Source organism: Algibacter lectus (genome assembly GCF_004368925.1).
Lineage (GTDB): Bacteria > Bacteroidota > Bacteroidia > Flavobacteriales > Flavobacteriaceae > Algibacter > Algibacter lectus.
This window is the reverse complement of record NZ_SORL01000012.1, coordinates 51931-76373: the sequence shown is the minus strand read 5'-3', so window position 1 is coordinate 76373 and position 24443 is coordinate 51931. Positions and strand designations below refer to the sequence as shown.

Annotated in this window: 18 protein-coding genes and 2 tRNA genes; 8 read left to right on the top strand and 12 right to left on the bottom strand. The window is 35.0% G+C overall.

Features of this window, described 5'->3' with window-relative positions; all coding sequences use genetic code 11:
- Positions 1–257: 257 nt before the first annotated feature.
- The 7 genes from DFQ06_RS16555 to DFQ06_RS16525 all read right to left on the bottom strand — a co-directional run bounded on the left by DFQ06_RS16555 (position 258) and on the right by DFQ06_RS16525 (position 7997).
- Positions 258–331, bottom strand: a tRNA-Asp gene (locus DFQ06_RS16555).
- A 233-nt stretch (positions 332–564) separates the two neighbouring features.
- A tRNA-Asp gene (locus DFQ06_RS16550) sits at positions 565–638 on the bottom strand.
- 82 nt (positions 639–720) lie between these two features.
- A complete protein-coding gene (locus DFQ06_RS16545; protein ID WP_133968982.1) occupies positions 721–1650 on the bottom strand; it encodes a DUF58 domain-containing protein in 930 nt (309 codons plus the stop codon).
- A gap of 107 nt (positions 1651–1757) precedes the next feature.
- On the bottom strand, positions 1758–2303 hold the full coding sequence (locus DFQ06_RS16540; protein ID WP_042496933.1) for a ClpP family protease: 546 nt from the start codon (positions 2301–2303) through the stop codon (positions 1758–1760).
- A gap of 85 nt (positions 2304–2388) precedes the next feature.
- Entirely contained in the window at positions 2389–2706 is a 318-nt protein-coding gene (trxA, locus tag DFQ06_RS16535) for a thioredoxin (RefSeq protein WP_042496930.1), read from the bottom strand.
- Between the two features lie 264 nt (positions 2707–2970).
- Positions 2971–7359: a DNA polymerase III subunit alpha gene (dnaE, locus tag DFQ06_RS16530; RefSeq protein ID WP_133968980.1), complete on the bottom strand. Its 4389-nt coding sequence runs from the start codon at positions 7357–7359 to the stop codon at positions 2971–2973.
- A 188-nt stretch (positions 7360–7547) separates the two neighbouring features.
- Entirely contained in the window at positions 7548–7997 is a 450-nt protein-coding gene (locus DFQ06_RS16525; protein ID WP_042496928.1) for a ferritin-like domain-containing protein, read from the bottom strand.
- A 200-nt stretch (positions 7998–8197) separates the two neighbouring features.
- Here DFQ06_RS16525 and DFQ06_RS16520 point away from each other — a divergent pair, with 200 nt between their 5' ends.
- The 7 genes from DFQ06_RS16520 to DFQ06_RS16490 all read left to right on the top strand — a co-directional run bounded on the left by DFQ06_RS16520 (position 8198) and on the right by DFQ06_RS16490 (position 17350).
- The gene (locus tag DFQ06_RS16520) at positions 8198–9268 is read left to right on the top strand and encodes a lactonase family protein (protein ID WP_133968978.1); all 1071 of its coding nucleotides are present in this window, start codon (positions 8198–8200) and stop codon (positions 9266–9268) included.
- 118 nt (positions 9269–9386) lie between these two features.
- Complete coding sequence (locus DFQ06_RS16515; RefSeq protein ID WP_042504385.1) at positions 9387–9902, top strand: 30S ribosomal protein S16; 516 nt, start codon at positions 9387–9389, stop codon at positions 9900–9902.
- A gap of 190 nt (positions 9903–10092) precedes the next feature.
- A complete protein-coding gene (gene rimM, locus DFQ06_RS16510) occupies positions 10093–10623 on the top strand; it encodes a ribosome maturation factor RimM (RefSeq protein ID WP_042504388.1) in 531 nt (176 codons plus the stop codon).
- 37 nt (positions 10624–10660) lie between these two features.
- Positions 10661–11374, top strand: a complete 714-nt coding sequence (locus DFQ06_RS16505) for a tRNA1(Val) (adenine(37)-N6)-methyltransferase (RefSeq protein WP_074938757.1) — start codon at positions 10661–10663, stop codon at positions 11372–11374.
- Positions 11375–11546: 172 nt separating this feature from the next.
- Positions 11547–12725, top strand: coding sequence for an acyl-CoA dehydrogenase family protein (locus tag DFQ06_RS16500; RefSeq protein WP_042496922.1), 1179 nt, complete (start codon positions 11547–11549; stop codon positions 12723–12725).
- Between the two features lie 158 nt (positions 12726–12883).
- Entirely contained in the window at positions 12884–16330 is a 3447-nt protein-coding gene (locus DFQ06_RS16495; protein WP_133968976.1) for a PPi-type phosphoenolpyruvate carboxykinase family protein, read from the top strand.
- Between the two features lie 117 nt (positions 16331–16447).
- A complete protein-coding gene (locus DFQ06_RS16490) occupies positions 16448–17350 on the top strand; it encodes a metallophosphoesterase family protein (RefSeq protein WP_133968974.1) in 903 nt (300 codons plus the stop codon).
- Here the strand turns inward: DFQ06_RS16490 and DFQ06_RS16485 are convergent.
- From DFQ06_RS16485 to rimP, 4 genes are all read right to left on the bottom strand, one after another.
- Positions 17347–18036 (bottom strand): aspartate/glutamate racemase family protein, encoded by a 690-nt coding sequence (locus DFQ06_RS16485; protein WP_133968972.1) that lies wholly within the window; start codon positions 18034–18036, stop codon positions 17347–17349. The genes DFQ06_RS16490 and DFQ06_RS16485 overlap by 4 nt on opposite strands.
- A gap of 96 nt (positions 18037–18132) precedes the next feature.
- The gene (infB, locus tag DFQ06_RS16480; RefSeq protein WP_133968970.1) at positions 18133–20988 is read right to left on the bottom strand and encodes a translation initiation factor IF-2; all 2856 of its coding nucleotides are present in this window, start codon (positions 20986–20988) and stop codon (positions 18133–18135) included.
- 100 nt (positions 20989–21088) lie between these two features.
- The gene (gene nusA, locus DFQ06_RS16475) at positions 21089–22321 is read right to left on the bottom strand and encodes a transcription termination factor NusA (RefSeq protein WP_042496918.1); all 1233 of its coding nucleotides are present in this window, start codon (positions 22319–22321) and stop codon (positions 21089–21091) included.
- Between the two features lie 13 nt (positions 22322–22334).
- Complete coding sequence (gene rimP, locus DFQ06_RS16470; protein ID WP_042496915.1) at positions 22335–22796, bottom strand: ribosome assembly cofactor RimP; 462 nt, start codon at positions 22794–22796, stop codon at positions 22335–22337.
- Positions 22797–23010: 214 nt separating this feature from the next.
- Here rimP and DFQ06_RS16465 point away from each other — a divergent pair, with 214 nt between their 5' ends.
- On the top strand, positions 23011–23835 hold the full coding sequence (locus DFQ06_RS16465) for a universal stress protein (RefSeq protein ID WP_042496912.1): 825 nt from the start codon (positions 23011–23013) through the stop codon (positions 23833–23835).
- A gap of 52 nt (positions 23836–23887) precedes the next feature.
- On the opposite strand, the gene DFQ06_RS16460 is transcribed toward DFQ06_RS16465, so the two are convergent.
- Positions 23888–24436, bottom strand: coding sequence for a CopD family protein (locus tag DFQ06_RS16460; RefSeq protein ID WP_074938743.1), 549 nt, complete (start codon positions 24434–24436; stop codon positions 23888–23890).
- Positions 24437–24443 lie beyond the last annotated feature (7 nt).

Sequence of the window (24443 nt, the reverse complement as noted above, 5' to 3'; positions counted from 1 at the left end):
ACTTAAATAGATTAATAGCAGATCTTTTTAGTTAAAAAAAGCCGTTTTACAGATGTAAAACGGCTTTTAGTTTTTAAAGATTATGCCCTAAATAAAAAAGCATTCCGATTTTCTTAAAAGAAAAAAGGAAAGCTTCTCATTGGATTACCAAATTAAATTTGGCAAACTACTTCCCCGAATAAATTCGGGAACAACACAACTTCTTATTGCACAAAAAAAGCCCTAATTTCTCAGAGCTTCTTTGTTTGCAATTTTAGCGGTCTGGACGGGACTCGAACCCGCGACCTTCGCCGTGACAGGGCGACATTCTAACCAGCTGAACTACCAGACCGTTGCATTATTGCGAGTGCGAATATACACTATTATTATAATCTAACCAATTTTAATTTTACAATTAAAACAAAAAAGCATCCCAATCTTCTTCACAGAAAAAAGGAAAGCTTCTCATTGGATTACCAAATTGAATTTGGCAAACTACTTCCCCGAATAAATTCGGGAACAACACAACTTCTTATTGCCAAAAAAAGCCCTAATTTCTCAGAGCTTCTTTGTTTGCAATTTTAGCGGTCTGGACGGGACTCGAACCCGCGACCTTCGCCGTGACAGGGCGACATTCTAACCAGCTGAACTACCAGACCGTTGCGTTATTGCGAGTGCAAAGATACACGCTTTTTTAAATCACACAAACTTTTTTTATTATTTTTTTTGAAAAATTTTTAATCAAACAAACCGCTGTCGTTCTACCATGTACGTTGTCAGGATGTTATTAAAATTTTTATTTATATCCGCTTCAACGTATTTTATTTTGTATTGTGCGCATTTCAACTTCAAATTAGAAAAATAGTTATTTACCGTTTTACTATAGTTTTCTTTTATGGAATCGGCATACAGGTTAATATGCTCGCCAGTTTCAACATCAATAAAACGTTTTGGTCTATTATCGAAATCAAAATTCAATTCTTTTTCCTTATCGAAAACATGAAACAAAACTACCTCATGTTTATTGTATTTTAAATGACGTAATGCTTCAAAAAGCTTTACCTCATCTTCCGAAGTTTGAAACATATCGGTAAACAAGAATATTAAGGAGCGTCTATGAATGTTTTCTGCTATTTCGTGCAAGTACTTGTAAGTTTCCGTTTGCTTCATTAGCGGCTTCGAGAGTACCGCATTACTTAACTCATGTAAAAGCATTTGATGGTGGCGCTCACTTCCTTTTTCCGAAGCATAAAAATCGTAAGCATCGCTGTATATACTTAAGCCTACAGCATCACGTTGTTTTTTTAGCATATGCATTAGAGCTGCAGATGCTAAGGCAGAGAATCCAACTTTATTTAATTCAGTAATAGAAAAATTATTTAACTCCGGATAATGCATAGAACTACTGTTATCCAAAATAATGTGGCAGCGTAAATTAGTTTCATCATCATATCGCTTGGTGTACAGCTTTTCCGTTTTGGCAAATAACTTCCAATCAATATGCCTTGTGCTTTCTCCTGGATTATAAATTTTATGCTCTGCAAACTCTGCCGAAAATCCATGAAACGGACTTTTATGCATACCAGCAATAAACCCCTCGACTACCTGCTTTGCAAGTAATCCAAGATTTTTAAAACCCTCAGCTTTATTTAGTTCGTTTTGCAAATTCATATCACAACAGTTAATTACACTTTACTTGTTAAACAAAAAAAACAGACCTAATTGTGAAGTTTAACTCAACAAGCCAGTCTGTTTAATAGTTCTAAAAAATTGTTTTTTTATTTAGCAACCTGATCTACAATACCGTAAGCCACAGACTCATCTGCACCCATCCAATGGTCACGATTAAAATCTTTCATTACCTTTTCAAATGTTTGCCCACAATTGTCTGCTAAAATTTGAGCACTTAATTCTTTAGTAATTACAATTTCTTTAGCCGTAATTTCGATATCACTAGCTTGTCCACGAGCACCACCACTTGGTTGGTGTATCATAACACGAGCGTGAGGTTGGATAAAACGTTTTCCTTTTTGCCCTGCCGACAAAATTAACGACCCCATAGATGCTGCAAAACCAGTACAAACTGTAGAAACTTCACTTTTTAAAGACTTAATACAATCGTAAATAGCAAAACCAGAAGTTACATAACCACCTGGACTATTAATATAAAGTGTAATATCTTCAGTACCTAAAGCATCTAAATACATCAATCTATCTACAACATGCTTAGCAGAATCATCGTCAACCTGGCCCCATAAAAACACTTTACGTTGCTCTATAAAATTACTATCTATTGCGTCTTGAATTTTTTTATGTCCACTCATCTTTTTAATATCTTTTAATTTTCATCTAAAATAAAAAAAGGTTCACCATTACGGCAAACCTTTTCAATTTTTCTTTTAGTATATGTTATAAAAGCGCATCAATCGCTTCTGCGTAAGTCGCTTTAGGCGCTACACCTACTTGACGACCAACAACCTCACCGTTTTGAAAAACCAAAACTGTAGGAATGTTACGTACTCCGTATTTTGCAGCAAATTCTTGATTTGCATCTACGTCTACTTTACCAACAACGGCCTTTCCTTCGTACTCACTGCTAATTTCTTCAATAACTGGTCCAACCATTCTACATGGTCCACACCAAGCTGCCCAAAAATCAACTAATACCGGTTTATCACTTTTTAAAACCGTTTCCTCAAACGTTGCATCCGTAATTTCTAATGCCATAATATTTATATTTTTAATGTTCTTAATTCATTTTAATAACACAAATTTAGTCAAAAAATTCTCGAATCCTTACAAAGCCATCATTTGTTTTACCTATAACGGCATTGAGTAGAGCTATTTAATGATATATTTTGGCACTACCGCAAGGGTCGCGCTTTCACTACTCGCTCCCTCTTATCGTCAGAGAGCTTAAACACGCCGTTCAATCCCTAGCGCTATTTAGAATGGGTTTTAGGGTTTTGGATTTTGATTAAATCCTCTAAACTAATTCAACTTATACTTAACCTGTTGTACCTCTAATTCTGTTATAAGCTCTTGGCAAACTTTCACCTTTTGCTTTCTACTAATCATAGGTAACTTAATTTTTTCTTTCATATCATAAACTAAAAAATTAAGCGCTTGACTTCCTGGATGCTCATTCAGCAACTCCTTTAAAGCTATAATTTTTTGTTCTGTTAAATCTCTAACATCTAATTGAATAGATAATTTTTTGGCATAATTTTCCATAACATCGTGTAATAGCTGAAAACTATTAAACTGTAATCGTGGATCACTTTTCTTACCTGTATCTTTATTAGTCCAACCTTCTCGAACAAAGGTTTTCACAAACACGAAACTATTAATCATAAAAAAGTGTCGAAACTTTAAGTACTCTTCACCAAAAACTCTAAATTCAAAACTATCGGTATAATCTTCAATTGTAAACATTGCCCAACCTTTACCTTGCTTGCTTACACGATGTTGCACATCGGTAACCACACCACCAAAAACAATTTCTCGGTTTACGTAAAGATTTAAATCATTAAACATACTAATAGTTCCATTACAGAATGTTTTCATCTCTGTTTTAAAGTCGTCCAACGGATGTCCTGAAATATAAACCCCAACCACTTCGCGCTCCTTACTCAGCTTTTCCATAGTTCCCCACTCTTCACAAGGTGGAACTTCGGGTTCTGGTATTTGCACATCACTAGCTTCACCAAATAAACTTACTTGTGCAGAATTCTCATTTTCTTTATGTTTTTGTGCGTATTTAATTGCCTTTTCTAAAAAAGTAATACCATCGCCATCATCATGAAAATATTGAGCTCGATGTGTATCGGCTAAACCATCAAAACCACCAGCTAAAGCTAAATTCTCGAAAGCTCTTTTATTTGCAGCCCGTAAATCTATTCGTTTTGCTAAATCGAAAATAGACTTATATGGACCATCTTTTTCTCTATGCTCCACAATAGTCATTACAGCACCATGCCCCACTCCTTTTATAGCTCCCATTCCAAAACGAACGGCGTAATCTTTATTAACAGAAAACTTATAAAACGACTCATTAACATCAGGACCAAGAACATCTAGCTTCATACGCTTACATTCTTCCATAAAAAATGTAACCTGTTTGATATCGTTCATGTTGTTCGATAAAACAGCCGCCATATATTCGGCAGGGTAATGCGCTTTTAAGTAAGCTGTTTGGTAAGCGATCCATGCATAACATGTCGAGTGCGATTTATTAAAGGCATAACTCGCAAAGGCTTCCCAATCTTTCCAAACTTTCTCTAGAATTTTAGCATCGTGTCCATTGGCACTGGCTTGCTCAATAAACTTAGGTTTCATTTTATCAAGAACGGCAATTTGCTTTTTACCCATTGCCTTACGCAAGACATCGGCTTCACCTTTGGTAAACCCAGCCAAACTTTGTGAGAGTAGCATTACTTGCTCTTGGTAAACGGTAATACCATAAGTTTCCTTTAAATACTCTTCCATTGCTGGTAAATCGTACTCAATATCTTCATCACCATGCTTTCTACGAACGAAACTAGGAATATATTCCATTGGCCCCGGACGATACAAGGCATTCATGGCAATTAAATCTTCAAAAACAGTAGGCTTTAAATCACGTAAGTGTTTCTGCATACCAGGCGATTCATACTGAAACACCCCAACCGTTTCTCCACGTTGGAATAACGCATAAGTTTCTTCATCATCTAAAGGAAACGTTTCGGGATCCAAAAGAATGTCATGTTTCGCTTTTACAATTTTAACCGTATCTTTAATCAGGGTTAATGTTTTTAACCCCAAGAAATCCATTTTTAGTAATCCAGCATCTTCCACCACCGAGTTATCAAACTGGGTAACATATAAATCGGAATCTTTCGCCAATGAAACCGGCACGAATTTGGTAATATCATCGGGTGTAATAATAACACCACAGGCATGAATACCCGTATTTCTTACCGAACCTTCTAGCGTTCGAGCTAGATTTAAAGTTTCGGCTTGCAAATCACTACCGTCTGCAATATTTAAAAGCTCATTAACTTTCTCTAAATCTTCTGCTCTAAATTTTTGTCCGAGTTCCTTTTCCGAAAGACCAAAAATCTTTCCGAGTTTAGACATATTCGGGATTAACTTCGCAATTCTATCGGCATCAAATAATGGCAAATCTAATACACGTGCGGTATCTCTAATAGATGATTTCGCCGCCATGGTACCGTATGTAATAATTTGTGCCACTTGGTTGGAACCATATTTCTCGATTACATAATCCATAACACGACTTCGACCTTCATCATCAAAATCGATATCAATATCGGGCATACTTACACGATCGGGATTTAGGAAACGCTCAAAAAGTAAATCATACTTCAGCGGGTCAATATTTGTAATCCATAAACAATATGCAGCAACCGATCCTGCTGCAGAACCACGACCAGGACCAACCGAAACATCCATGTTCCGCGCTTCTCGAATAAAATCTTCTACAATAAGGAAATACCCAGGGTATCCTGTTTTTTCAATTACACCTAACTCGAAATCGAGGCGTTCTATAACAACCTCCGAAAGCTCTTCTCCGTAACGTTTTTTAGCACCTTCATAAACTAAATGACGTAAAAATGCATTTTCACCACGCTTGCCTCCATCCACTTGATCCTCCTCATGAACAAATTGCTCAGGAATATCGAAGGCAGGCAATAATACATCTCGAGCTAATTGATAAGCCTCAACTTTATCAACAACTTCCTGCACGTTAGAAATGGCCTCTGGAACATCTTTAAAAAGCTCCTTCATTTGGTCGGGAGATTTAAAATAATACTCCTTGTTTGGCATACCATAACGGTATCCACGACCACGACCTATTGGTGTTGCTTGTTTTTCGCCATCTTTTACACACAATAAAATATCGTGAGCATTAGAATCTTCTTTCTTTCTGTAATACGTATTATTAGAAGCTATTAATTTAACATCATGCTTTCTTGCTAAAGAAATTAATGTTGGATTTACACGATCTTCATCTTCTTGATTATGACGCATAATTTCCACATATAGATCGTCTCCAAACTGTTCTTTCCACCAAAGCAATGCTTCTTCGGCTTGATTTTCACCAATATTCAGAATTTTACTTGGCACTTCACCATATAAATTTCCTGTTAAAACAATTAAATCTTCTTTATATTCTTCAATTAACTTCTTATCAATTCTTGGTATATAATAGAACCCATTTACAAAGGCATGCGATGATAATTTTGCTAGATTATGATACCCATTTTTATTTTTGGCGATTATCACAATTTGATAACCGTTATCTTTCCTCGACTTATCTAAATGGTTTTCACACACAAAAAACTCGCACCCAATAATAGGCTTCATTTCTTTTGCAGTAACTGTCGCTCCAGTAATTTCGGCCTCCTTCTTTTTAGACTTTACACCCGCGTTATGTTTATTTACCGCATTCACAAAGTGAAAAGCCCCCATCATGTTAGCATGATCGGTAAGTGCTACAGCCTCCATATTATATTCCGCTGCTGCGGAAACAATATCGGCAACACCCATTGTAGATTGCAATACCGAAAACTGCGAGTGATTATGTAGATGAACAAAATCGACATCGGCTAAAGCTGAAACGTTTTGCTTAATATCTTCGGAAGATAAACCACTACTTTCACTTTTCTTTATACGCGCAAGAATCTTGGCACTTTCACGCTTTAGGTTTATGTGTTTTAAACCAATAAGATCAATGGTAGCCGGATTTGCCTCATTAAAACTCTGAAAATACTCAGGCTCAACATCCAATTGCTCTTTGGTATACTGTCCCAAACGAACCAACTCGAAAAAACAACGTGTAGTTGCTTCCACATCGGCCGTGGCATTATGCGCTTCAGAAAAACCTACACCAAATAAATGCTCGTGTAATTCTGATAATGTTGGCAATTTAAACTTACCATAACGCCCACCAGGAATCTCGCACAACTTAGCTGTATGTTCGGTACAAGTATCTAAAACAGGAAGTTCTTGCAACGGGTTTTCCACATCACCCCGTACAAACTCCGCACCCATAATATTTAAATCGAACTTTACATTTTGCCCAACAACAAACTTAGTTTTACCTAATGCTTCATTAAATTTCTCTAAAACTTCGGCTAACGGAATACCTTGCTCTTCTGCTAATTCCGTAGAAATACCGTGAATTTTTTCAGCATCATAAGGAATATTAAAGCCTTCGGGCTTCACCAAATAATCTTGATGCTCAATACAGTTTCCCATATCATCATGCAGTTGCCAAGCAATTTGAATACACCTTGGCCAGTTGTCTGTATCTGTTATCGGTGCGTCCCAACGCTTTGGTAATCCGGTAGTTTCTGTATCGAAAATTAAGTACATGCCGTATTTTAGTCTTTTGAAATTAAGCTATTTAACCTTTAAAACCTTCTTTGTTTTTACAACGAAAATTTGAGTAGAAAAAGTTTATAAAAATACAGAGAATTTTTTCTTTTTTGGCTTGATACCCTAAAGAGTTTTAAACAAATTGGTATCTCGCCATAAATTGCACTTATAGAATACAATACCTATTAGCTTACAAGTTTCATTTCAAATTTGCGCGAAGCTATAGCAATTTCGATGGCGTTTTTTTGATTTACTAACAACGTTATAATGCGTGTTGGTAAAATTCTATCCTTAAGCACATCGTTATATTTAGCTAAATTAGCAACATCTCTTTTTACCGCTTCTTGCAAAATCAAATCCACATTATTTGATGCAAACATAGCTTTTAAACTCATAGAAATTTTATGCAAATCGCCCATTAAGCTTCCTGAAGTTTTTGGCTCTTTACCATAACGTAGAATTTCTTTTTTTATATCTTGAGCAAACAACCTACGCTCTACCGATTTTCTAACAAAAAACTCTATTAACGTTCTATTTTCTACATTTTCAGCAGCACTAAGATAGCTTTTCTCGGCATCGTAATTTTTAACTAATAATTTATTTAACTGTTTCGATATTTTTTCTGAATAATCCATAATCATGTTTCATTTAAAAATTCAACAACTAATTTAAAGATGCTTATTATATAGCATCACATACACGAATATAATCTCGTAAACACCTTTTGTAAAACCATTTAACAGTATTTTAAATTACTTTATGATTGATTAACAAAACACAAGTTATTTTATCATAAATTAGCATAATTAAGTTCAGAAAAACAGATCAACTGCACATGAAAAAAATATTTTTATTACTCACATCTTTATCCTTTTTTAGCTTCTACGCGCAAAATACGCCACTTTATGTGGGCACCTTTACCGACATGGAAAGTGAAGGTATTTATCAACTTCAATTTAACACCCAAACAGGAGAACTTACAAATAAAACCTTAGTCGTTAAGGCATCTAGCCCTGCGTTTTTATCATATTCTGCAGATAGAAAATATATTTACAGCGTAAACAGAGCTGCTACTAAGACTGAAGACGATTATGTTTCGGCTTATAAAATTCTAGACAACGGCACGCTCTCTATCATAAACACTGCCAAAGCTCATGGTGCTGCCGCTTGCCACATTTCTATCGATAAAAAAGGAGAAAAAGCTGTGGTTTCAAATTACACAGGCGGCACGGTTTCTTTATTCGACATCAATAAAGATGGAAGTTTAAATGAAGCCTCACAAGTTTTCGACCAAAATTCTCCTTCTGAAAAATCGCATGCCCATTCTGCGCAATTCTATAAAAAAGATTTGTTTGTTGCCGATTTAGGTCGCAACGCCGTATACCAATACCAATTAAAGAAAGGCGAGTATCAATTAAAATCTCCTGCCATTATAAAAATGGAAGGTAATCCTGGACCTCGACACTTTTCTATTAGTAAAAACGGAAAGTATATCTATATAATAAATGAATACGGAAGTTCCATAACGACAGTGAAACGAACAAAAAATGAGTTCAAACAAATAGATTACGATTCTACTGTAGACGAAAACTATAACGGAAAAAATTCTTGCGCAGACATTCATTTATCTAAAGACGAGCGTTTTTTATACGGGTCTAACCGTGGCGAAAACTCCATTGCCGTTTTTAAAAGGAATACAAAAACAGGAACCATTGATAAAATTCAAAATATTAGCGTGCATGGCGATTGGCCAAGAAACTTCACCTTAGACCCTACTGGCAAGTTTGTACTTGTAGCCAATAGAAGAAGTAATAATATCGCTATTTTTAGCATAGACTCAAACAACGGAAAGCTCACATTATTAAAAGATTACGCAGTACCAACACCGGTTTGTTTACTATTCTAGTAAAAGAATATATTTGAGAATTATTTCAAAAGAAATAATAAGCTGATAATTAAATTTTTATAGTATCTTTGCGCCCTTATTAATAACCGAGGTCGCGAACCTCAAATAATTAATTATTATGGCAGTAAAAATTAGATTACAAAGACACGGTAAAAAAGGAAAACCTTTTTACTGGATCGTTGCAGCCGATGCAAGATCAAAAAGAGATGGTAAATACTTAGAGAAATTAGGTATCTACAATCCAAACACAAACCCAGCAACTGTTGAATTAAACGTTGATGGTGCTGTAACATGGTTACAAAACGGTGCACAACCAACCGATACGGCTAAAACTTTATTGTCTTACAAAGGCGCTTTACTTAAAAATCACCTTGCAGGTGGTGTTAGAAAAGGTGCTTTAACTGAAGAGCAAGCAGAAGCAAAATTTGCAGCTTGGTTAGAAGAAAAAACAGGAAAAGTTCAAGCGAAAGCTGATGGTTTATCTGAAATTGAAGCAAAAGCGAAAGCTGATGCATTAGCAGCAGAAAAAGCGGTTAACGAAGCTAGAATTGCTGCGGCAACTCCTGCTGTTGAAGAGGTAGCTGAAGAAGCTGCTCCTGAAGTTGAAGCAGAAGCATCAAACGAAGAAGAATAAAAAACAAAATTTTTTATACTTTTAAACTCCGATAGCAATATCGGAGTTTTTTATTTTCTAAAATTTAAATTTCAGAAAACAACCCTGTTAGATTACGGGTACTTTTAATTGTAAAATTTAATTACTTTTGACACTCATTTGTTAAATGAGATTTTCGCCTATGCGGAAATAGAAAAAAGCCAACCATCCCATGAAAAAAGAAGATTGTTTTTACTTAGGTAAAATTGTAAAAAAATACAGTTTTAAAGGAGAAGTTTTAGCTAAACTAGATACTGACGAACCTGATATTTACGAAAACTTAGATGCTATATTTTTAGAGCTTCGCAATAACTTGGTACCTTTTTTTATTGAAAGCTCTCAGTTACACAAATCTGAACTACTTCGTATAAAGTTTGAAGATGTAGATGAAGAAGCCGATGCCGATGCCATAATGAAAAGTGGCCTTTACTTACCTCTAGATTTATTACCAAAACTAGAAGGTGATAAGTTTTATTTTCATGAAGTTATAGGTTTTACTGTTGAAGATGTGAATTTTGGAACCGTTGGAATTATTAAAGCTATTAACGATTCTACGGCACAATCACTTTTTGAAATAGACAGAGATGGTATTGAAATTTTAATACCCATGAACGATGAGTTCATCAATAAAGTAGATCGTAAAAACAAAACCATTATAGTAGACACTCCAGAAGGTTTAATTGATTTATACCTAGAAGAATAAACCCTGTATTAAATCTTTTTAAAAAGGAACATTTTTTATGAGCAAGCCATTCAAATTCAAAGAGTTTAGCGTTAATCAAGATCAATGTGCTATGAAAATTGGTACAGATGCTGTTTTACTTGGCGCATGGGCTAGCTTAGATGCAAATCCGTTTGCTATTTTGGATATTGGTGCCGGCACAGGTGTTTTGGGCTTAATGCTAGCACAACGTAGCCATGCTGAAGTTATTGATGCTATAGAAATTGATGATGATGCTTACGAGCAGTGTGTTGATAATTTCGAGCTATCTCCATGGGGCGATCGTTTATTTTGCTACCATGCCTCTTTAGAAGAATTTGCCGAAGAAATCGATGATGAATACGATTTAATAATCTGCAATCCGCCATTTTATGCCGAAGATTATAAAACCGAAAATGAATCGCGCGATTTAGCACGCTTTCAAGATGCTATGCCTTTTCATCATTTATTAGAAAGCGTATCTATTTTACTGGCTCCAGAAGGTAGTTTCAATGTTATTATTCCCTTTAATGAGGAAGAAAAATTTATCAAACTAGCAAATAATTTCCTTTTATTCCCTAATAGAATCTGTCGTATTAAAGGTAATCCTGAGACTGAAGTTAAACGAAGTATGCTAGCGTTTTCCTTCCACGAAAGCGAAACTACTACCACAGAACTTATTATTGAAACCGAAAGACATCAATACACCCAAGATTACATTAATTTAACTAAAGATTTCTACTTAAAGATGTAATCGATTTACTAATTATTCTTTAAATTTGATAGCATAATTTGTTTTATTCTTAAAAAAATAAGTTTTTTAGTAAAGAACCTATAATCACGCTTGCTTTTTATATGTACACCGTGGTTATTAGAATTCTATTTCTACTAGGCTTTATGTTTTGAATAAAACTTAAATCTTAGCTATGAAACCAGATTTATTTGAAGCTCCCGATTATTATAATTTAGACGATTTACTATCCGACGAACACAAATTAGTTCGCGATACAGCTCGTGCTTGGGTAAAACGCGATGTCTCTCCTATTATAGAAGAATATGCTCAAAAAGCAGAGTTTCCTAAACAAATAATTGGTGGCTTAGCAGAAATTGGAGCCTTTGGGCCATACATTCCTTTGGAGTATGGTGGCGCCGGTTTAGACCAAATAAGCTACGGTTTAATTATGCAAGAAATTGAACGCGGCGATTCTGGTGTGCGCTCAACAGCTTCCGTACAATCCTCTTTAGTGATGTACCCAATATGGAAGTATGGTAATGAAGCACAACGTCAAAAATATTTACCGAAACTAGCTAGTGGCGAATGGATTGGTTGTTTTGGTTTAACCGAGCCCGACCATGGCAGTAATCCTTCAGGCATGGTGACTAACTTTAAAGATAAAGGCGATCACTATTTATTAAATGGTGCTAAAATGTGGATTTCGAATGCGCCTTTTGCACAGATTGCAGTTGTTTGGGCTAAGGATGAAAGTGGACGTATTCATGGTTTAATTGTAGAGCGTGGTATGGAAGGTTTTTCTACTCCCGAAACCCATAATAAATGGTCGTTAAGAGCTTCGGCTACTGGTGAATTAATTTTTGATAATGTTAAAATTCCGAAGGAAAACTTATTACCAAACAAATCTGGTTTAGGTGCTCCGCTTGGTTGTTTAGATTCTGCACGTTATGGTATTGCCTGGGGAGCTATTGGAGCCGCTATGGATTGTTATGATACAGCGCTGCGCTATAGTAAGGAACGTATACAGTTTGGAAAACCTATTGGACAATTTCAACTTCAGCAAAAAAAACTAGCCGAAATGATTACAGAAATCACCAAAGCTCAACTTTTAACTTGGCGTTTAGGTGTTTTACGTAATGAAGATAAAGCCACATCTGCACAAATATCTATGGCAAAACGCAACAATGTTGATATGGCTATTACTATTGCTCGCGAGGCTAGACAAATGCTCGGCGGTATGGGAATTACTGGCGAATATTCTATTATGCGGCACTCCATGAATTTGGAAAGTGTTATTACTTATGAAGGTACTCACGATATACATTTATTGATTACCGGTTTCGATATCACAGGTCTAAATGCATTTAAATAACTAATTTTTAAGTGACTACACTTTTTATTTATTTTCAATAAAAAAACGAAATATTTCGAATTACTGACTTTTAGCATGTTTTGTAAATTAATCTAATTGTAAATTTGGATTGAATAATAATCCTATTTTATAAAATTAGGACTAATAACAAGACAAGCATGGAAGAATCTAGAAAAGACGTTGTTCAATTTATCAATCTACAATTATCATCATTAGGACTGCCAACTTACCATGATGAAACTCAGAATTCCGAAAAATTTTGCGATTCTAAATTTGAAGAACTAACAAGTGGTTTAATAAAAACATTACGCGAGCAATCGAGACTTTTAGCCTCGCATCATTCTCCTGTCGATTCTAGAATTCAAAATTTTATAAACAATTATTTTAAAGACATAGCTATTGATAAAACTTATGTATTGCCTAACAATACTTTAATTTTATCAAAAAAAGGACACGCCAGAGAAGTGAGTTTACCTCCTAATGGTAACTCTTTCAAAAGTGATAATGTAACGTCGCATAGAATAAAACAAGGGATTTTAAACAATCCGTTGCATGATAAACGAACAACTAAAGGCACCTTCCATATTGTTGAAGGCCCTCTTCCTGTTCCTTTAGATAAACAAGAAGTTCCGAAGGTTGTTTTTCCTCATTTTTTACATGCGGCATTTAATCCTTCAGATGAATTAAACACCTTGCCCTTTACATCCAATCAAGAAGATAAAGCAAAAACAATGGTCTCCATGTTATTAAGACCCATGGTTTGCCCAGAAGTAAAAGGAATTATTTCTAAAAAATCTTTAGAAGTACGCTTTTTTGCGCCCGGAAGCTTAGTAAGTAATCTAGACTTTGTAGAGTCTATTTTTGGAAATGCCGGCAACCCGAACTTAGCACAAAACGATGCTGGATTAGATACGGAACATTGGACAGGCCACACAGGTTGTATAATTTTAGCCCCTCAATTAAGAACTTTAAAAAAGAAAGATGTAGGGTTACCAAATGTTGATGATGCTACAGACCGTCAAAAAAGAGATGGTATGTGCTGGAAAAATGAAGACGAACTTTACAACGATGGTGGTGCCTTCAAAATTACTTGTAGAGATGATCGTGGGGTTGTTGTTACCATTATAGCAGATAACTATTACGGCTATTCTAAAAAAGAAATAAAAACACAAATAAGCTATTCTGCTAATTTATTTGGTTTAGTAGAAGAAGAACATTCTGGTGGAGCCATTGCCTATCCTCGTGGTGTTATGGGAGATATTGTAGACGGTGTGTCGTTCTCTAAAAAACACGGGGATAAGTTTTCTTTTGAAGATGTTAAAACCCTTTTAGGAGACAGAATTGAAGTGATGCCAGAGTACTATGCTGTAGATAAAAAATATCCGAATATTATTTACATTCCAGAGTCGGCTTACATCAACACAAACACCAATAGCATCACTTGGAAACATAATGGGAAGGAACAAAAACTAAAATTAAATCCAAAGAAAAAATACGTTCACCCAACGGGAAACAAATTCACATTAGAGAAACATCCGGCCATACCACTATGGCGTATAGTTAATACCATGGCAGAAGGGATTTTTTGTCATAAACCATGTACTGTTTCTGGAGGTGGTAAATCTGAAATATCTAAATCTATGCTAAATGCCATTACTTACAGTGCATTCAACATAAGAGATATTGATGAAGATTTTAAAAAAGCAGACGAAATAATAGAATACAATTACGCTAAACGATGGGCAAATTACGATCCTACTTTACCACAATCTCGCTCTTTCTTGAGTAAAGGAAGAACGTTAGGCTCTGCCGTTAAATTATTAACACCATCGGACAAAAACACAGATGAGTACAACGCGTTTGTATCTAATATACCTGTACATATTCGGTCCCTGGTACTATTTGTAAAAAGACTATATCGTCAAGATCATGCTGAACTAAACTGGAAAGATTGTATGTCGGTAGAATTTATTAATGGCAAAAAAGGCACGGGTTTATTATATCACAATACACGTGTAGTTGGTAGTTATGTACGAATTGGTTTTAATGAAAACGGTAACTGGTTATTAAATAAATTAAGGTCCGATTTTTCTGCAAGCATAAAAGTTCAAACTGAAGATGATATATCAGCATCTATCACCTTGCCTCGCGAAAGGTTCAATAATATGAGTCCTAAATTCCAAAACAAGAGTTTAAAAGTTGTGGCAAATTGTGAATCTTATTTATTTCAACGTCCAGACGAAGCCATTGTAAGAGGATATGATAAAAATGCAGAACGTGATATTGTTTCAGACAACACATATTTAACCAATTACGAATTACTCAAAAAGAAAGATGCCATTGAGATATTCGAAGACACTATTAATTTTGATAAATACACACAACCTGTAAAAGATTTAATCACAAGTATTATTGAAAGCCCCAATGACGAAGAATATTTTGTACTACCATCACATACCAGAATTGTAGATGGTGAGCCTACCAAAAACCCAAGATATTTAGAACGAAATATTAATATTGAAGAAACAAGAGAAAGTTATTTAGGTGAAATTGGTGTTCGTTTATTCAGAAAAATAAAATCTACCGATCCTGTAGTTCAAGTTGTAAATGCTGTGTTACCAGGCAGAAGAAACAACCCTGCCGATAAAGCATCAGGTATACGTCCGTTGGCTGTTTATAACCCAATACACTACCAAGAAACTCCAGAATTATTCATGGATTTTATTTGTAGTTTAACAGGTAAATCGCCATCAACAACAGGAGCTGGCTCAGAAGGTGCTTTAACTAAAGGCCCTTTCAATATGTTAACACCAACAACCGATTTAAACAACGCTTTACTATCTCACATATTAACAGGTTATGATGCCTTCAGCACGGCCGCAGGTTATGTAGGTGGTGAAAATAAAGTAGACCACGACATCAGCTTATTAATTCCAGAAATCTGGTCGCGTTTAACTCCGGAAGATAGAGATCCTAAAAAATTAATTGAGCATGGCGCTCTTGAAAAAATTGAAGATTTCGAGTATGATGGTAAAACTATTTTAGCCAGTCGTTTAGGATATCGAATTACTAAAATATTCTCTTTAAGATGTTTAAACCGCCTATTTGATGAGCCTACCGCTGTTTTTAACGAAAAGATGCTAAAACCAGAACTTCAAGGTTTAGAAGATTATGTCGATGGTATTAATAATATAGTTGAAGCTCAAGAAAAAGTAGCACTTCGTTATTTTAAAGACGGAAGTATTAATTCTGCCATACCACCATTAAAAATTCTTTTAAATATTATGGCTTATGGTTCTTATGAAGGTAAACAAATTAATGATCTAGAATTACGAAAATACTTCGATAGAGATTATGTTTTAAGTAGCGATTGGTACAAAGAACGATTGTCTATAAAACAACAAAAGGATATTAACTTCTATAGTTCTCAAATTAAATACCTAGAAGACTTTATTGCAAAACCAAGTAATAAAATTTTAGTTGATGACATGAAAATTGAAGATCGATTAACCCGAGTAAAAGCTTTGTATAGTGAGTCTAAATCTGAAAATTACTTGAATAGCTTAATTGGTACTATAGGAGCAGATCCGTTGTGCAGAAAATAATTTTAAGAGTAGAATAAAATTATTTTTGTTCTACTCTTATCTTTTAAAAATAGAAATATTTCAAAATCCGCGTTTGCATAAATAAACTGCCATCGTTTTTTGTTTATATTTACTCCTATGTTTTCAGCTAAAAAAAGATTAGATAACGCTTATAACAACGCTAAGGTTGTTGAGTTCGACGACGATAGTAAGTTTATACTTTTTAGTGATTGTCACCGTGGTGACAATAGTTTTGCGGACGATTTCTCGAACAACAGAAACATCTATTATCATGCTTTAAAGCATTATTTTGATGAAGGTTTTCAATACTGTGAAATTGGAGATGGTGATGAACTATGGGAAAACCTATCATTTAAATCTATTTTAGACGCTCACAAAAACGTTTATATGCTTTTGAAAAATTTTCATAAAGGAAATAGGTTACATATGATTTGGGGCAACCATGATATGGTATACAGAAACCCTGATTATGTTAAAAAGCACTTATCAACGTATTTCGATGCTAAAACAGGTAAAGATGAAGAGTTATTTAATGACATTACTTATCATGAAGGCATAATTTTAAAACACTGTTCTACAAATCAAGAAATTTTTTTAACGCATGGTCACCAAGCCGATTGGTGGAATTATTTATTCTGGAAATGGAGCAGGTTTATGGTTCGTGTGCTTTGGAAACCCTTAAATGTTATGGGTATTGCAGATCCTACAAGTCCTGCTAAAAACTATACCGAACTTATAAAAGTAGAACGAAAAACAAAAAATTGGATTACGGATAATAATAATTTAGTAACCGTAGTTGGGCATACCCACAGACCTCGTTTTCCTGAACCTGGAGATATTGCTTTTTTCAACGACGGAAGCTGTGTACACCCACGAAGTATTACAGGTATAGAAATTGAAAACGGCGAAATATCGCTTATCAAATGGAGCATAGCTACGAAAGATGATGGCACACTACAAATTATAAAAGATGTTTTAGAGGGGCCGAGAGCCTTGATTTCTTATAAAACTTCTAGCTAATTAGAAGCTAAATCGAAAGCTGCACTTGCATGAATACTTGTGGTGTCGAAAACAGGTACGCTTACATCCTCTTGCTTAATGAGTAAAGGTATTTCAGTACACCCCAAAATAACACCTTCTGCTCCTTGAGCTATTAAAAGCTTAATGACTTCCTGGTAAATAAGCTTAGATTCTGGGTTTAAAACCCCTTTGGATAACTCGTTATAAATAATACCATGTACGTCGTCTCGATCTTCCAAACCAGGAATTATAGCCTCTATCCCGAAGGTTTTTAAAACATCAATAAAAAATGTTTTTTCCATAGTGTACTTCGTTCCAAGAAGCGCTACTTTTTTCAAACCTTTAGTTATTATTTGTTTTGAAGTTGCTTCTGCAATATGAATTACAGGGATATTTACAACTGCTTTAACGGCTTCAATAGACAAATGCATGGTATTGGCGCAAATTAAAATACAAGATGCTCCTGCGTGTTCTAAACTCAACGCCGCTTTACTCATTATTTCGTTTAATAGATCCCAACGGTTTTCGGACTGTAACTGGGATATTTCACCAAAATCTACCGAGTTAACAATAACTTTTGCGGAGTGTGATTCACCATATTTAGACGCTGCCAATTTATTTAAAATGCGATAATACAATATTGTAGATTCGGGAGTAATGCCTCCAATTAAGCCAATTGTTTTCATAGTAATAAAAGTAGCGCTATTACTCCAGCCTACAAAACAAAAAAAGCCAGAACTTACGTTCTGGCTTTTTTAATAATTTATAAAGTCAATATTGAATTACTTCAATTTTTTCTTAACCTCTACTTCATGGAACGCTTCTATTACATCGCCTTCCTTAATATCGTTGTAGTTTTTAATTTGCATACCACAGTCGTAACCTTTAGTAACTTCTTTAGCATCATCTTTAAATCGTTTTAACGATGTTAACTCACCAGTGTAAACAACTACACCATCACGTATTAAACGGATACCTGCATTACGTGTTATTTTACCATTAGTTACCATACAACCTGCAATAGTACCAATTTTAGATACTTTGAACATTTCTCTAATTTCTGCTGTACCTAAAATCTCTTCTTTCAACTCTGGAGATAACATACCTTCCATTGCATCTTTAAGATCATTAATAGCATCGTAGATAATAGAATATGTACGGATATCGATTTCTTCTTTATCTGCAATCATTCTTGCATTTCCAACAGGTCTAACGTTAAAGCCGACAATAATAGCATCGGAAGCCGAAGCTAACAATACATCACTTTCTGTAATGGCTCCAACACCTTTATGAAGGATATTAACTTGAATTTCTTCAGTAGATAATTTCTGGAACGAATCGGTTAATGCTTCCACAGAACCATCCACATCACCTTTAAGGATAATATTTAATTCTTGGAAATCACCAAGTGCGATACGACGACCAATTTCATCTAATGTAATATGACGCTGTGTTCTAACAGATTGCTCACGTTGTAACTGTGCGCGTTTAGAAGCGATTTGCTTCGCTTCACGCTCATCTTCAAATACATTAAATTTATCACCTGCTTGTGGTGCACCATCTAGACCTAAGATAGAAACCGGTGTTGATGGCCCTGCGGCTGCAACATCATTTCCACGCTCATCATGCATTGCTTTTACTTTACCACTATTTCTACCTGCTAAAACATAATCACCAACGCGAAGTGTTCCGGCCTGTACTAAAATAGTTGATACGTAACCTCTACCTTTATCTAAAAATGCTTCTACTACAGTACCTACTGCAGCCTTTTCAGGATTTGCTTTAAGCTCTAACAATTCAGCTTCTAGCAATACTTTTTCTAATAATTCTTTAACACCAGTACCTACTTTTGCAGAAATATCATGTGATTGTATTTTACCACCCCAATCTTCTACTAGTAAATTCATTTGAGCTAAACGTTCCTTAATTCTTTCAGGATTAGCATCTGGCTTATCTATTTTATTAATTGCAAATACAATTGGTACTCCGGCAGCTTGCGCATGCGAAATAGCCTCTTTTGTCTGCGGCATAATATCATCATCTGCTGCTGCTACAATAATAGCAATATCGGTAACTTGGGCCCCACGAGCACGCATGGCTGTAAAGGCCTCGTGACCTGGTGTATCTAAGAAGGCAATTTTTTGACCATTCTCTAATTCTACGCCATAAGCACCAATATGTTGTGTAATACCACCAGACTCTCCAGCAATTACATTTTCTTGACGAATGTAATCTAGAAGTGATGTTTTACCGTGATCTACGTGACCCATTACCGTAACAATCGGCGCACGTAATTTTAAATCTTCTGGTTTATCTTCTACTTCTTCAATAGATTCTTCGATATCAGCAGTAACAAACTCTACTTGGTAACCAAATTCATCGGCTACAATAGATAATGTTTCAGCATCCAAACGTTGGTTCATGGTAACCATCATTCCTAACGACATACAAGCCGAAATAATTTGAGTTACACCAACATCCATCATTGTTGCCATTTCGCTTGCCGTAACAAACTCAGTAACTTTAATGATTTTGCTTTCAGCTGCCTCTATTTGCTGATCAATTTCAGTTTGTTCTCTATGCTTATCTCTTTTATCTCTTCTGTTTTTAGCACCACGACCTTTGCTAGATTTACCTTGAAGTTTCTCAAGTGTTTCACGCACTTGTTTCTTTACATCTTCTTCACTAGGCTCTTCTTTAACAACATTACGACGTCCTACACCTGTTCCTGATTTTCCTTTAAAACGATCGTTTCCGCCTGGTCTATTATTTCCTCCAGACCTGTTATCTCCGGGAGCTCCAGCTTTACTAATACGACGACGCTTTTTCTTGTTTGCCGCTGCACCTGCTGCTGGTTTCTTTTCTACAGGTTTCTTTTTAGGTTTGTTAAATTGAGATAAATCAATTTTATCACCTGCTATTTTTGGTCCTGTAAGTTTTTGGTATTGTGTTTTCACCTTTTCTTCAGGAGTCACAATTTCACCATCAACTATAATGCTTTCTTGTTTTTCTATTTTTTCTGTAGCAACTTGTTTTGCTTCCGCTTTAGGTTTTTCAATAACCTTTGCCGCTGGCTTCTCTTCAACTTTTGGCTTAGCTTCTTCAACTTTAACAGGTTCCTTTTTAGCTACTTCTATAGGCTTTTCTGTTTTAGGAACAACTGCTTCTTCCTTAACAACTTCTTTTACCTGTTCTTTAGTAACTTCTTTAACAACCTCTTGTTTTTCAACTTTAGGCTCAACCACTTTTGGTTTCTCCTCGATTGTTGGTTTTGGAGTTTCTTTTTTACCGTCTAAATCAATTTTACCAACCTGTTTAGGTCCGCTAAGTGTTTTAGTCGCTTTGATAATCTCCTCTCTTTTGGCAGCTGCTTTTTGCTTTTCTTCAAGTTCACGCTCGCGTTGCTCACGTAACACTTCTTTCTCTTTTAGTTTTGCTTCACTAACCTCTAAAGATGCCACTTTTTTACTAGCGTCTGTTTGAAACTCATCAGAAAGAAACTTGTAGGTTTCCTTTGATATTTTCGTAGTCGGACGCTTCTCTATTTCGACACCTTTAGAATCTAAAAATTCTACGGCACGATCTAGAGAGATGTTAAGCTCGCGTAATACTTTATTTAATCTAATTGTTTCAGCCATAATTGCCTTTAAAATACTCAAATATATATATTATACCAATTCTATCATAAAATTAAGAAACATCTAACGATAATTTCTTATAATTTTTATGAAATCGATATTATTCTTCGAATTCTTCTCTTAAAATCCTAATAACGTCGTTAATGGTTTCTTCCTCTAAGTCCGTTCTTTTCACTAAATCTTTCACCTCTTGCTCTAAAATACTTTTAGCGGTGTCTAATCCAGCTTTACTAAATTCTTCGATAATCCATGATTCGATTTCATCAGAGAACTCACGTAATTCTACATCTTCCTCTGCTCCTTCTCTAAATACATCAATCTCGAAGCCTGTAAGTTGCCCTGCTAAACGGATGTTATGACCGCCTCTACCAATAGCTTTACTTACTTCTTCTGGTTTTAATATTACCTCAGCACGTTTTGTTTCTTCGTTTAATTTAACCGAAGTTACACGAGCTGGGCTTAATGCTCTAGTAACAAATAATGGTAAGTTACTAGTATAGTTTATTACATCGATATTTTCGTTTCCTAATTCACGAACAATACCGTGAATACGAGATCCTTTCATACCTACACAAGCTCCAACTGGATCAATTCTATCATCATAAGAATCTACAGCTACTTTTGCTTTTTCACCTGGAATTCTTACTACTTTTTTAATAGTTATTAAACCATCAAAAACTTCTGGAATTTCTTGTTCGAATAATTTCTCCAAAAACACAGGGGAACTTCTCGACATAATAATAGTTGGTTTTGCTCCTTTAAGCTCTACACTATCAATTACACCACGAACGTTATCTCCTTTTCTAAAGAAATCCGATGGAATTTGTTTATCTTTTGGAAGTACAATTTCATTCCCTTCATCATCAAGCAAAATTACTGCTCTATGACGAATATGGTGAACTTCTGCTGTATAAATCTCACCAATTAAATCTTTAAAATGCTTAAAGACAATTGTGTTATCGTGCTCATGAATTTTAGAAATCAAGTTTTGGCGTAATGCTAAAATAGCACGGCGACCTAAATCGATAAGTTTTACCTCTTCCGATACATCTTCACCAACTTCAAAATCAGGTTCAATCTTGCGAGCTTCCGATAACGAAATCTCTTGATTTTCCTCCTCAACCTCACCATCAGCAACAACGACTCTATTTCTCCAAATTTCTAAATCGCCTTTATCCGGGTTTACAATAATATCAAAATTATCATCATCTCCAAATTTTCGTTTTAAAGCACTTCTAAAAACATCTTCTAAAATAGCCATTAACGTTACTCTGTCAATAAGCTTATCGTCTTTGAATTCTGAAAAAGAATCAATTAACGCAATATTTTCCATAACTGGTTTCGATTTAAAATTTTATCACAACTTTTGCTTCTACAATATCTTGGTAAGCTATATTCGCTTGCTTATTTACCGTCACTTTTCCTTTACCTACTGGCTTAGGTTCTCTAGCTTTCCATTCTAGTTGAATATCGTTTTCGGTAGCGTTTGTTAAAACACCTTCAATTTCTTCTGCACTTGTACGCACACTAAGCGTTCTATTTACATTTTTCACATATTGGCGTTGATGCGTCAATGGAGCTGTTGCTCCTGCCGACATCACTTCAATAGAATAATCTTGCTCTTCCCTATCTAAATCACTCTCAACAAATCTGCTAATAAAAATGCAGTCTTCAACTAAAACACCATTATCTCCATCGATAACAATGTTTATATGGTTTTCTGCACTAATCGTTAAGCTGATAAGAAATAAATCTTGTCGCTCTGTCAATGCCTCTTCGAGTAAGTTTTTTACGGTAGTTTTTAACATTTTCTAGTATAAAAAGAGGGGACTTTCCGTCCCCTCATTTTCTTAATTCGCCTTTCAACGGTGCAAATATATAACATTTTATTGATTTTTAAAGGAATATTTCATAAATTTAGCTATGCCACAGCTTAGGTTACAAACAAATAAGTGTACATTTAAGCTTTATATCTGCTCTGCAGATAATGCCTTACCAAATAACTAAACACCCCATAATTCTATGAAAAAAATTCTTGTACCCACAGATTTTTCCGACCAAGCTGAGAACGCACTAAAGGTTGCCGCACAACTAGCCCGAACTTATGATTGTGAAATTTATTTATTGCATATTATTGAATTACCTATAGACCAAGACGATGCTATAAACTCGCACAGCGACTTCCCAGAAGCTTTGTTTTTCATGAAGTTAGCTCACAATAAATTTGAAGCCTTAAAAAAGAAAGATTACCTAAAAGATATAACAATACATGAAACAGTTGATTTTCACGAAATTTTTAAAGGCATTTTTCATGTAAGCAAAAAGCATGATATTGATTTAATCATCATGGGATCTAATGGAGTAAGCGGATTAAAAGAAATGCTTATTGGAAGTAACACTGAAAAGGTTGTAAGAACTTCAGAAGCTCCAGTTTTAGTTATTAAAAATGAGCACAAAGCATTTAAAGTTGATAACTTCGTATTTGCTTCCGATTTTAAAGATGAAAGCAAACCTAGTTATGAAAAACTACTCCAGTTTGCCAAAATTTTCAATGCTAAGGTACATTTACTTTTAGTGAACACTCCAAATAATTTTATGACTTCAGGAGAAGCAAATGGCAGAATGCAAACATTCTTAGATGCTTTCGATTTTCCGGAACTCAGCAAAAACATTTATAACGACATTAGTATTGAAAGTGGAATTATGAATTTTTCCGAATCTATTTCAGCAAACCTAATAGGCATGAGCACTCATGGCCGACAAGGTATTTCACACTTTTTTAATGGCAGTATTAGTGAAGATTTAGTGAACCACGCAAAACGCCCAGTAATTACTTTTAAAATTTAAAAACACAAACAGTCTGCTTTAATAAAACTTAAGGCAGATTATTTTTTTTTAATTAGGCATCAGGATTTTTACTTCTTATATTTTTATAAACTTTAAAGCCAAGCATAATTAAAACACCTAAAACAACAATTCCTACTACACCCCAAACCCAATTAATTGCACTCTTCAGAATAACTAAAAACACAACAGCAAAAAGTATAAACGTAGCACCTTCGTTCCAAATACGCATAAAACTAGATGTTTTATTCACTATACCATTTTGCAACTGCTTAAAGTATTGATGTGTTTTTAAATGATAAACAAAAAGTAATACCACAAAAGTAAGCTTAACATGCATCCAGGGTTGCTGCAACCAAAACGGTTGTAAAATCATTAACCAAACAGCAAAAATAGTACACAAAATAGCCGATGGCCAAGTTATAATATACCATAAGCGCTTTGCCATTATTTGCAATTGCTTACCTAAAATCTCTTTATCTGGCGATGGCTTATAATGTGCTTCTATTTGATACACAAACAATCGCGGAATGTAAAACAAACCAGCAAACCAAGTAACAACAAAAATAAGATGAAACGATTTTATATAATTATAATATTCCATAAGTGAG

What these genes read in the sequence shown, in the direction of transcription:
- infB (WP_133968970.1), bottom strand. Translation starts at nt 20,988, where the DNA reads ATGGCTGAAACAATTAGATTAAATAAAGTATTACGCGAGCTTAACATC.
- DFQ06_RS16495 (WP_133968976.1), top strand. Translation starts at nt 12,884, where the DNA reads ATGGAAGAATCTAGAAAAGACGTTGTTCAATTTATCAATCTACAATTA.
- DFQ06_RS16520 (WP_133968978.1), top strand. Translation starts at nt 8,198, where the DNA reads ATGAAAAAAATATTTTTATTACTCACATCTTTATCCTTTTTTAGCTTC.
- nusA (WP_042496918.1), bottom strand. Translation starts at nt 22,321, where the DNA reads ATGGAAAATATTGCGTTAATTGATTCTTTTTCAGAATTCAAAGACGAT.
- DFQ06_RS16500 (WP_042496922.1), top strand. Translation starts at nt 11,547, where the DNA reads ATGAAACCAGATTTATTTGAAGCTCCCGATTATTATAATTTAGACGAT.
- DFQ06_RS16460 (WP_074938743.1), bottom strand. Translation starts at nt 24,436, where the DNA reads ATGGAATATTATAATTATATAAAATCGTTTCATCTTATTTTTGTTGTT.
- rimP (WP_042496915.1), bottom strand. Translation starts at nt 22,796, where the DNA reads ATGTTAAAAACTACCGTAAAAAACTTACTCGAAGAGGCATTGACAGAG.
- DFQ06_RS16465 (WP_042496912.1), top strand. Translation starts at nt 23,011, where the DNA reads ATGAAAAAAATTCTTGTACCCACAGATTTTTCCGACCAAGCTGAGAAC.
- DFQ06_RS16505 (WP_074938757.1), top strand. Translation starts at nt 10,661, where the DNA reads ATGAGCAAGCCATTCAAATTCAAAGAGTTTAGCGTTAATCAAGATCAA.
- dnaE (WP_133968980.1), bottom strand. Translation starts at nt 7,359, where the DNA reads ATGTACTTAATTTTCGATACAGAAACTACCGGATTACCAAAGCGTTGG.
- DFQ06_RS16515 (WP_042504385.1), top strand. Translation starts at nt 9,387, where the DNA reads ATGGCAGTAAAAATTAGATTACAAAGACACGGTAAAAAAGGAAAACCT.
- DFQ06_RS16525 (WP_042496928.1), bottom strand. Translation starts at nt 7,997, where the DNA reads ATGGATTATTCAGAAAAAATATCGAAACAGTTAAATAAATTATTAGTT.
- DFQ06_RS16490 (WP_133968974.1), top strand. Translation starts at nt 16,448, where the DNA reads ATGTTTTCAGCTAAAAAAAGATTAGATAACGCTTATAACAACGCTAAG.
- DFQ06_RS16540 (WP_042496933.1), bottom strand. Translation starts at nt 2,303, where the DNA reads ATGAGTGGACATAAAAAAATTCAAGACGCAATAGATAGTAATTTTATA.
- rimM (WP_042504388.1), top strand. Translation starts at nt 10,093, where the DNA reads ATGAAAAAAGAAGATTGTTTTTACTTAGGTAAAATTGTAAAAAAATAC.
- DFQ06_RS16485 (WP_133968972.1), bottom strand. Translation starts at nt 18,036, where the DNA reads ATGAAAACAATTGGCTTAATTGGAGGCATTACTCCCGAATCTACAATA.
- DFQ06_RS16545 (WP_133968982.1), bottom strand. Translation starts at nt 1,650, where the DNA reads ATGAATTTGCAAAACGAACTAAATAAAGCTGAGGGTTTTAAAAATCTT.
- trxA (WP_042496930.1), bottom strand. Translation starts at nt 2,706, where the DNA reads ATGGCATTAGAAATTACGGATGCAACGTTTGAGGAAACGGTTTTAAAA.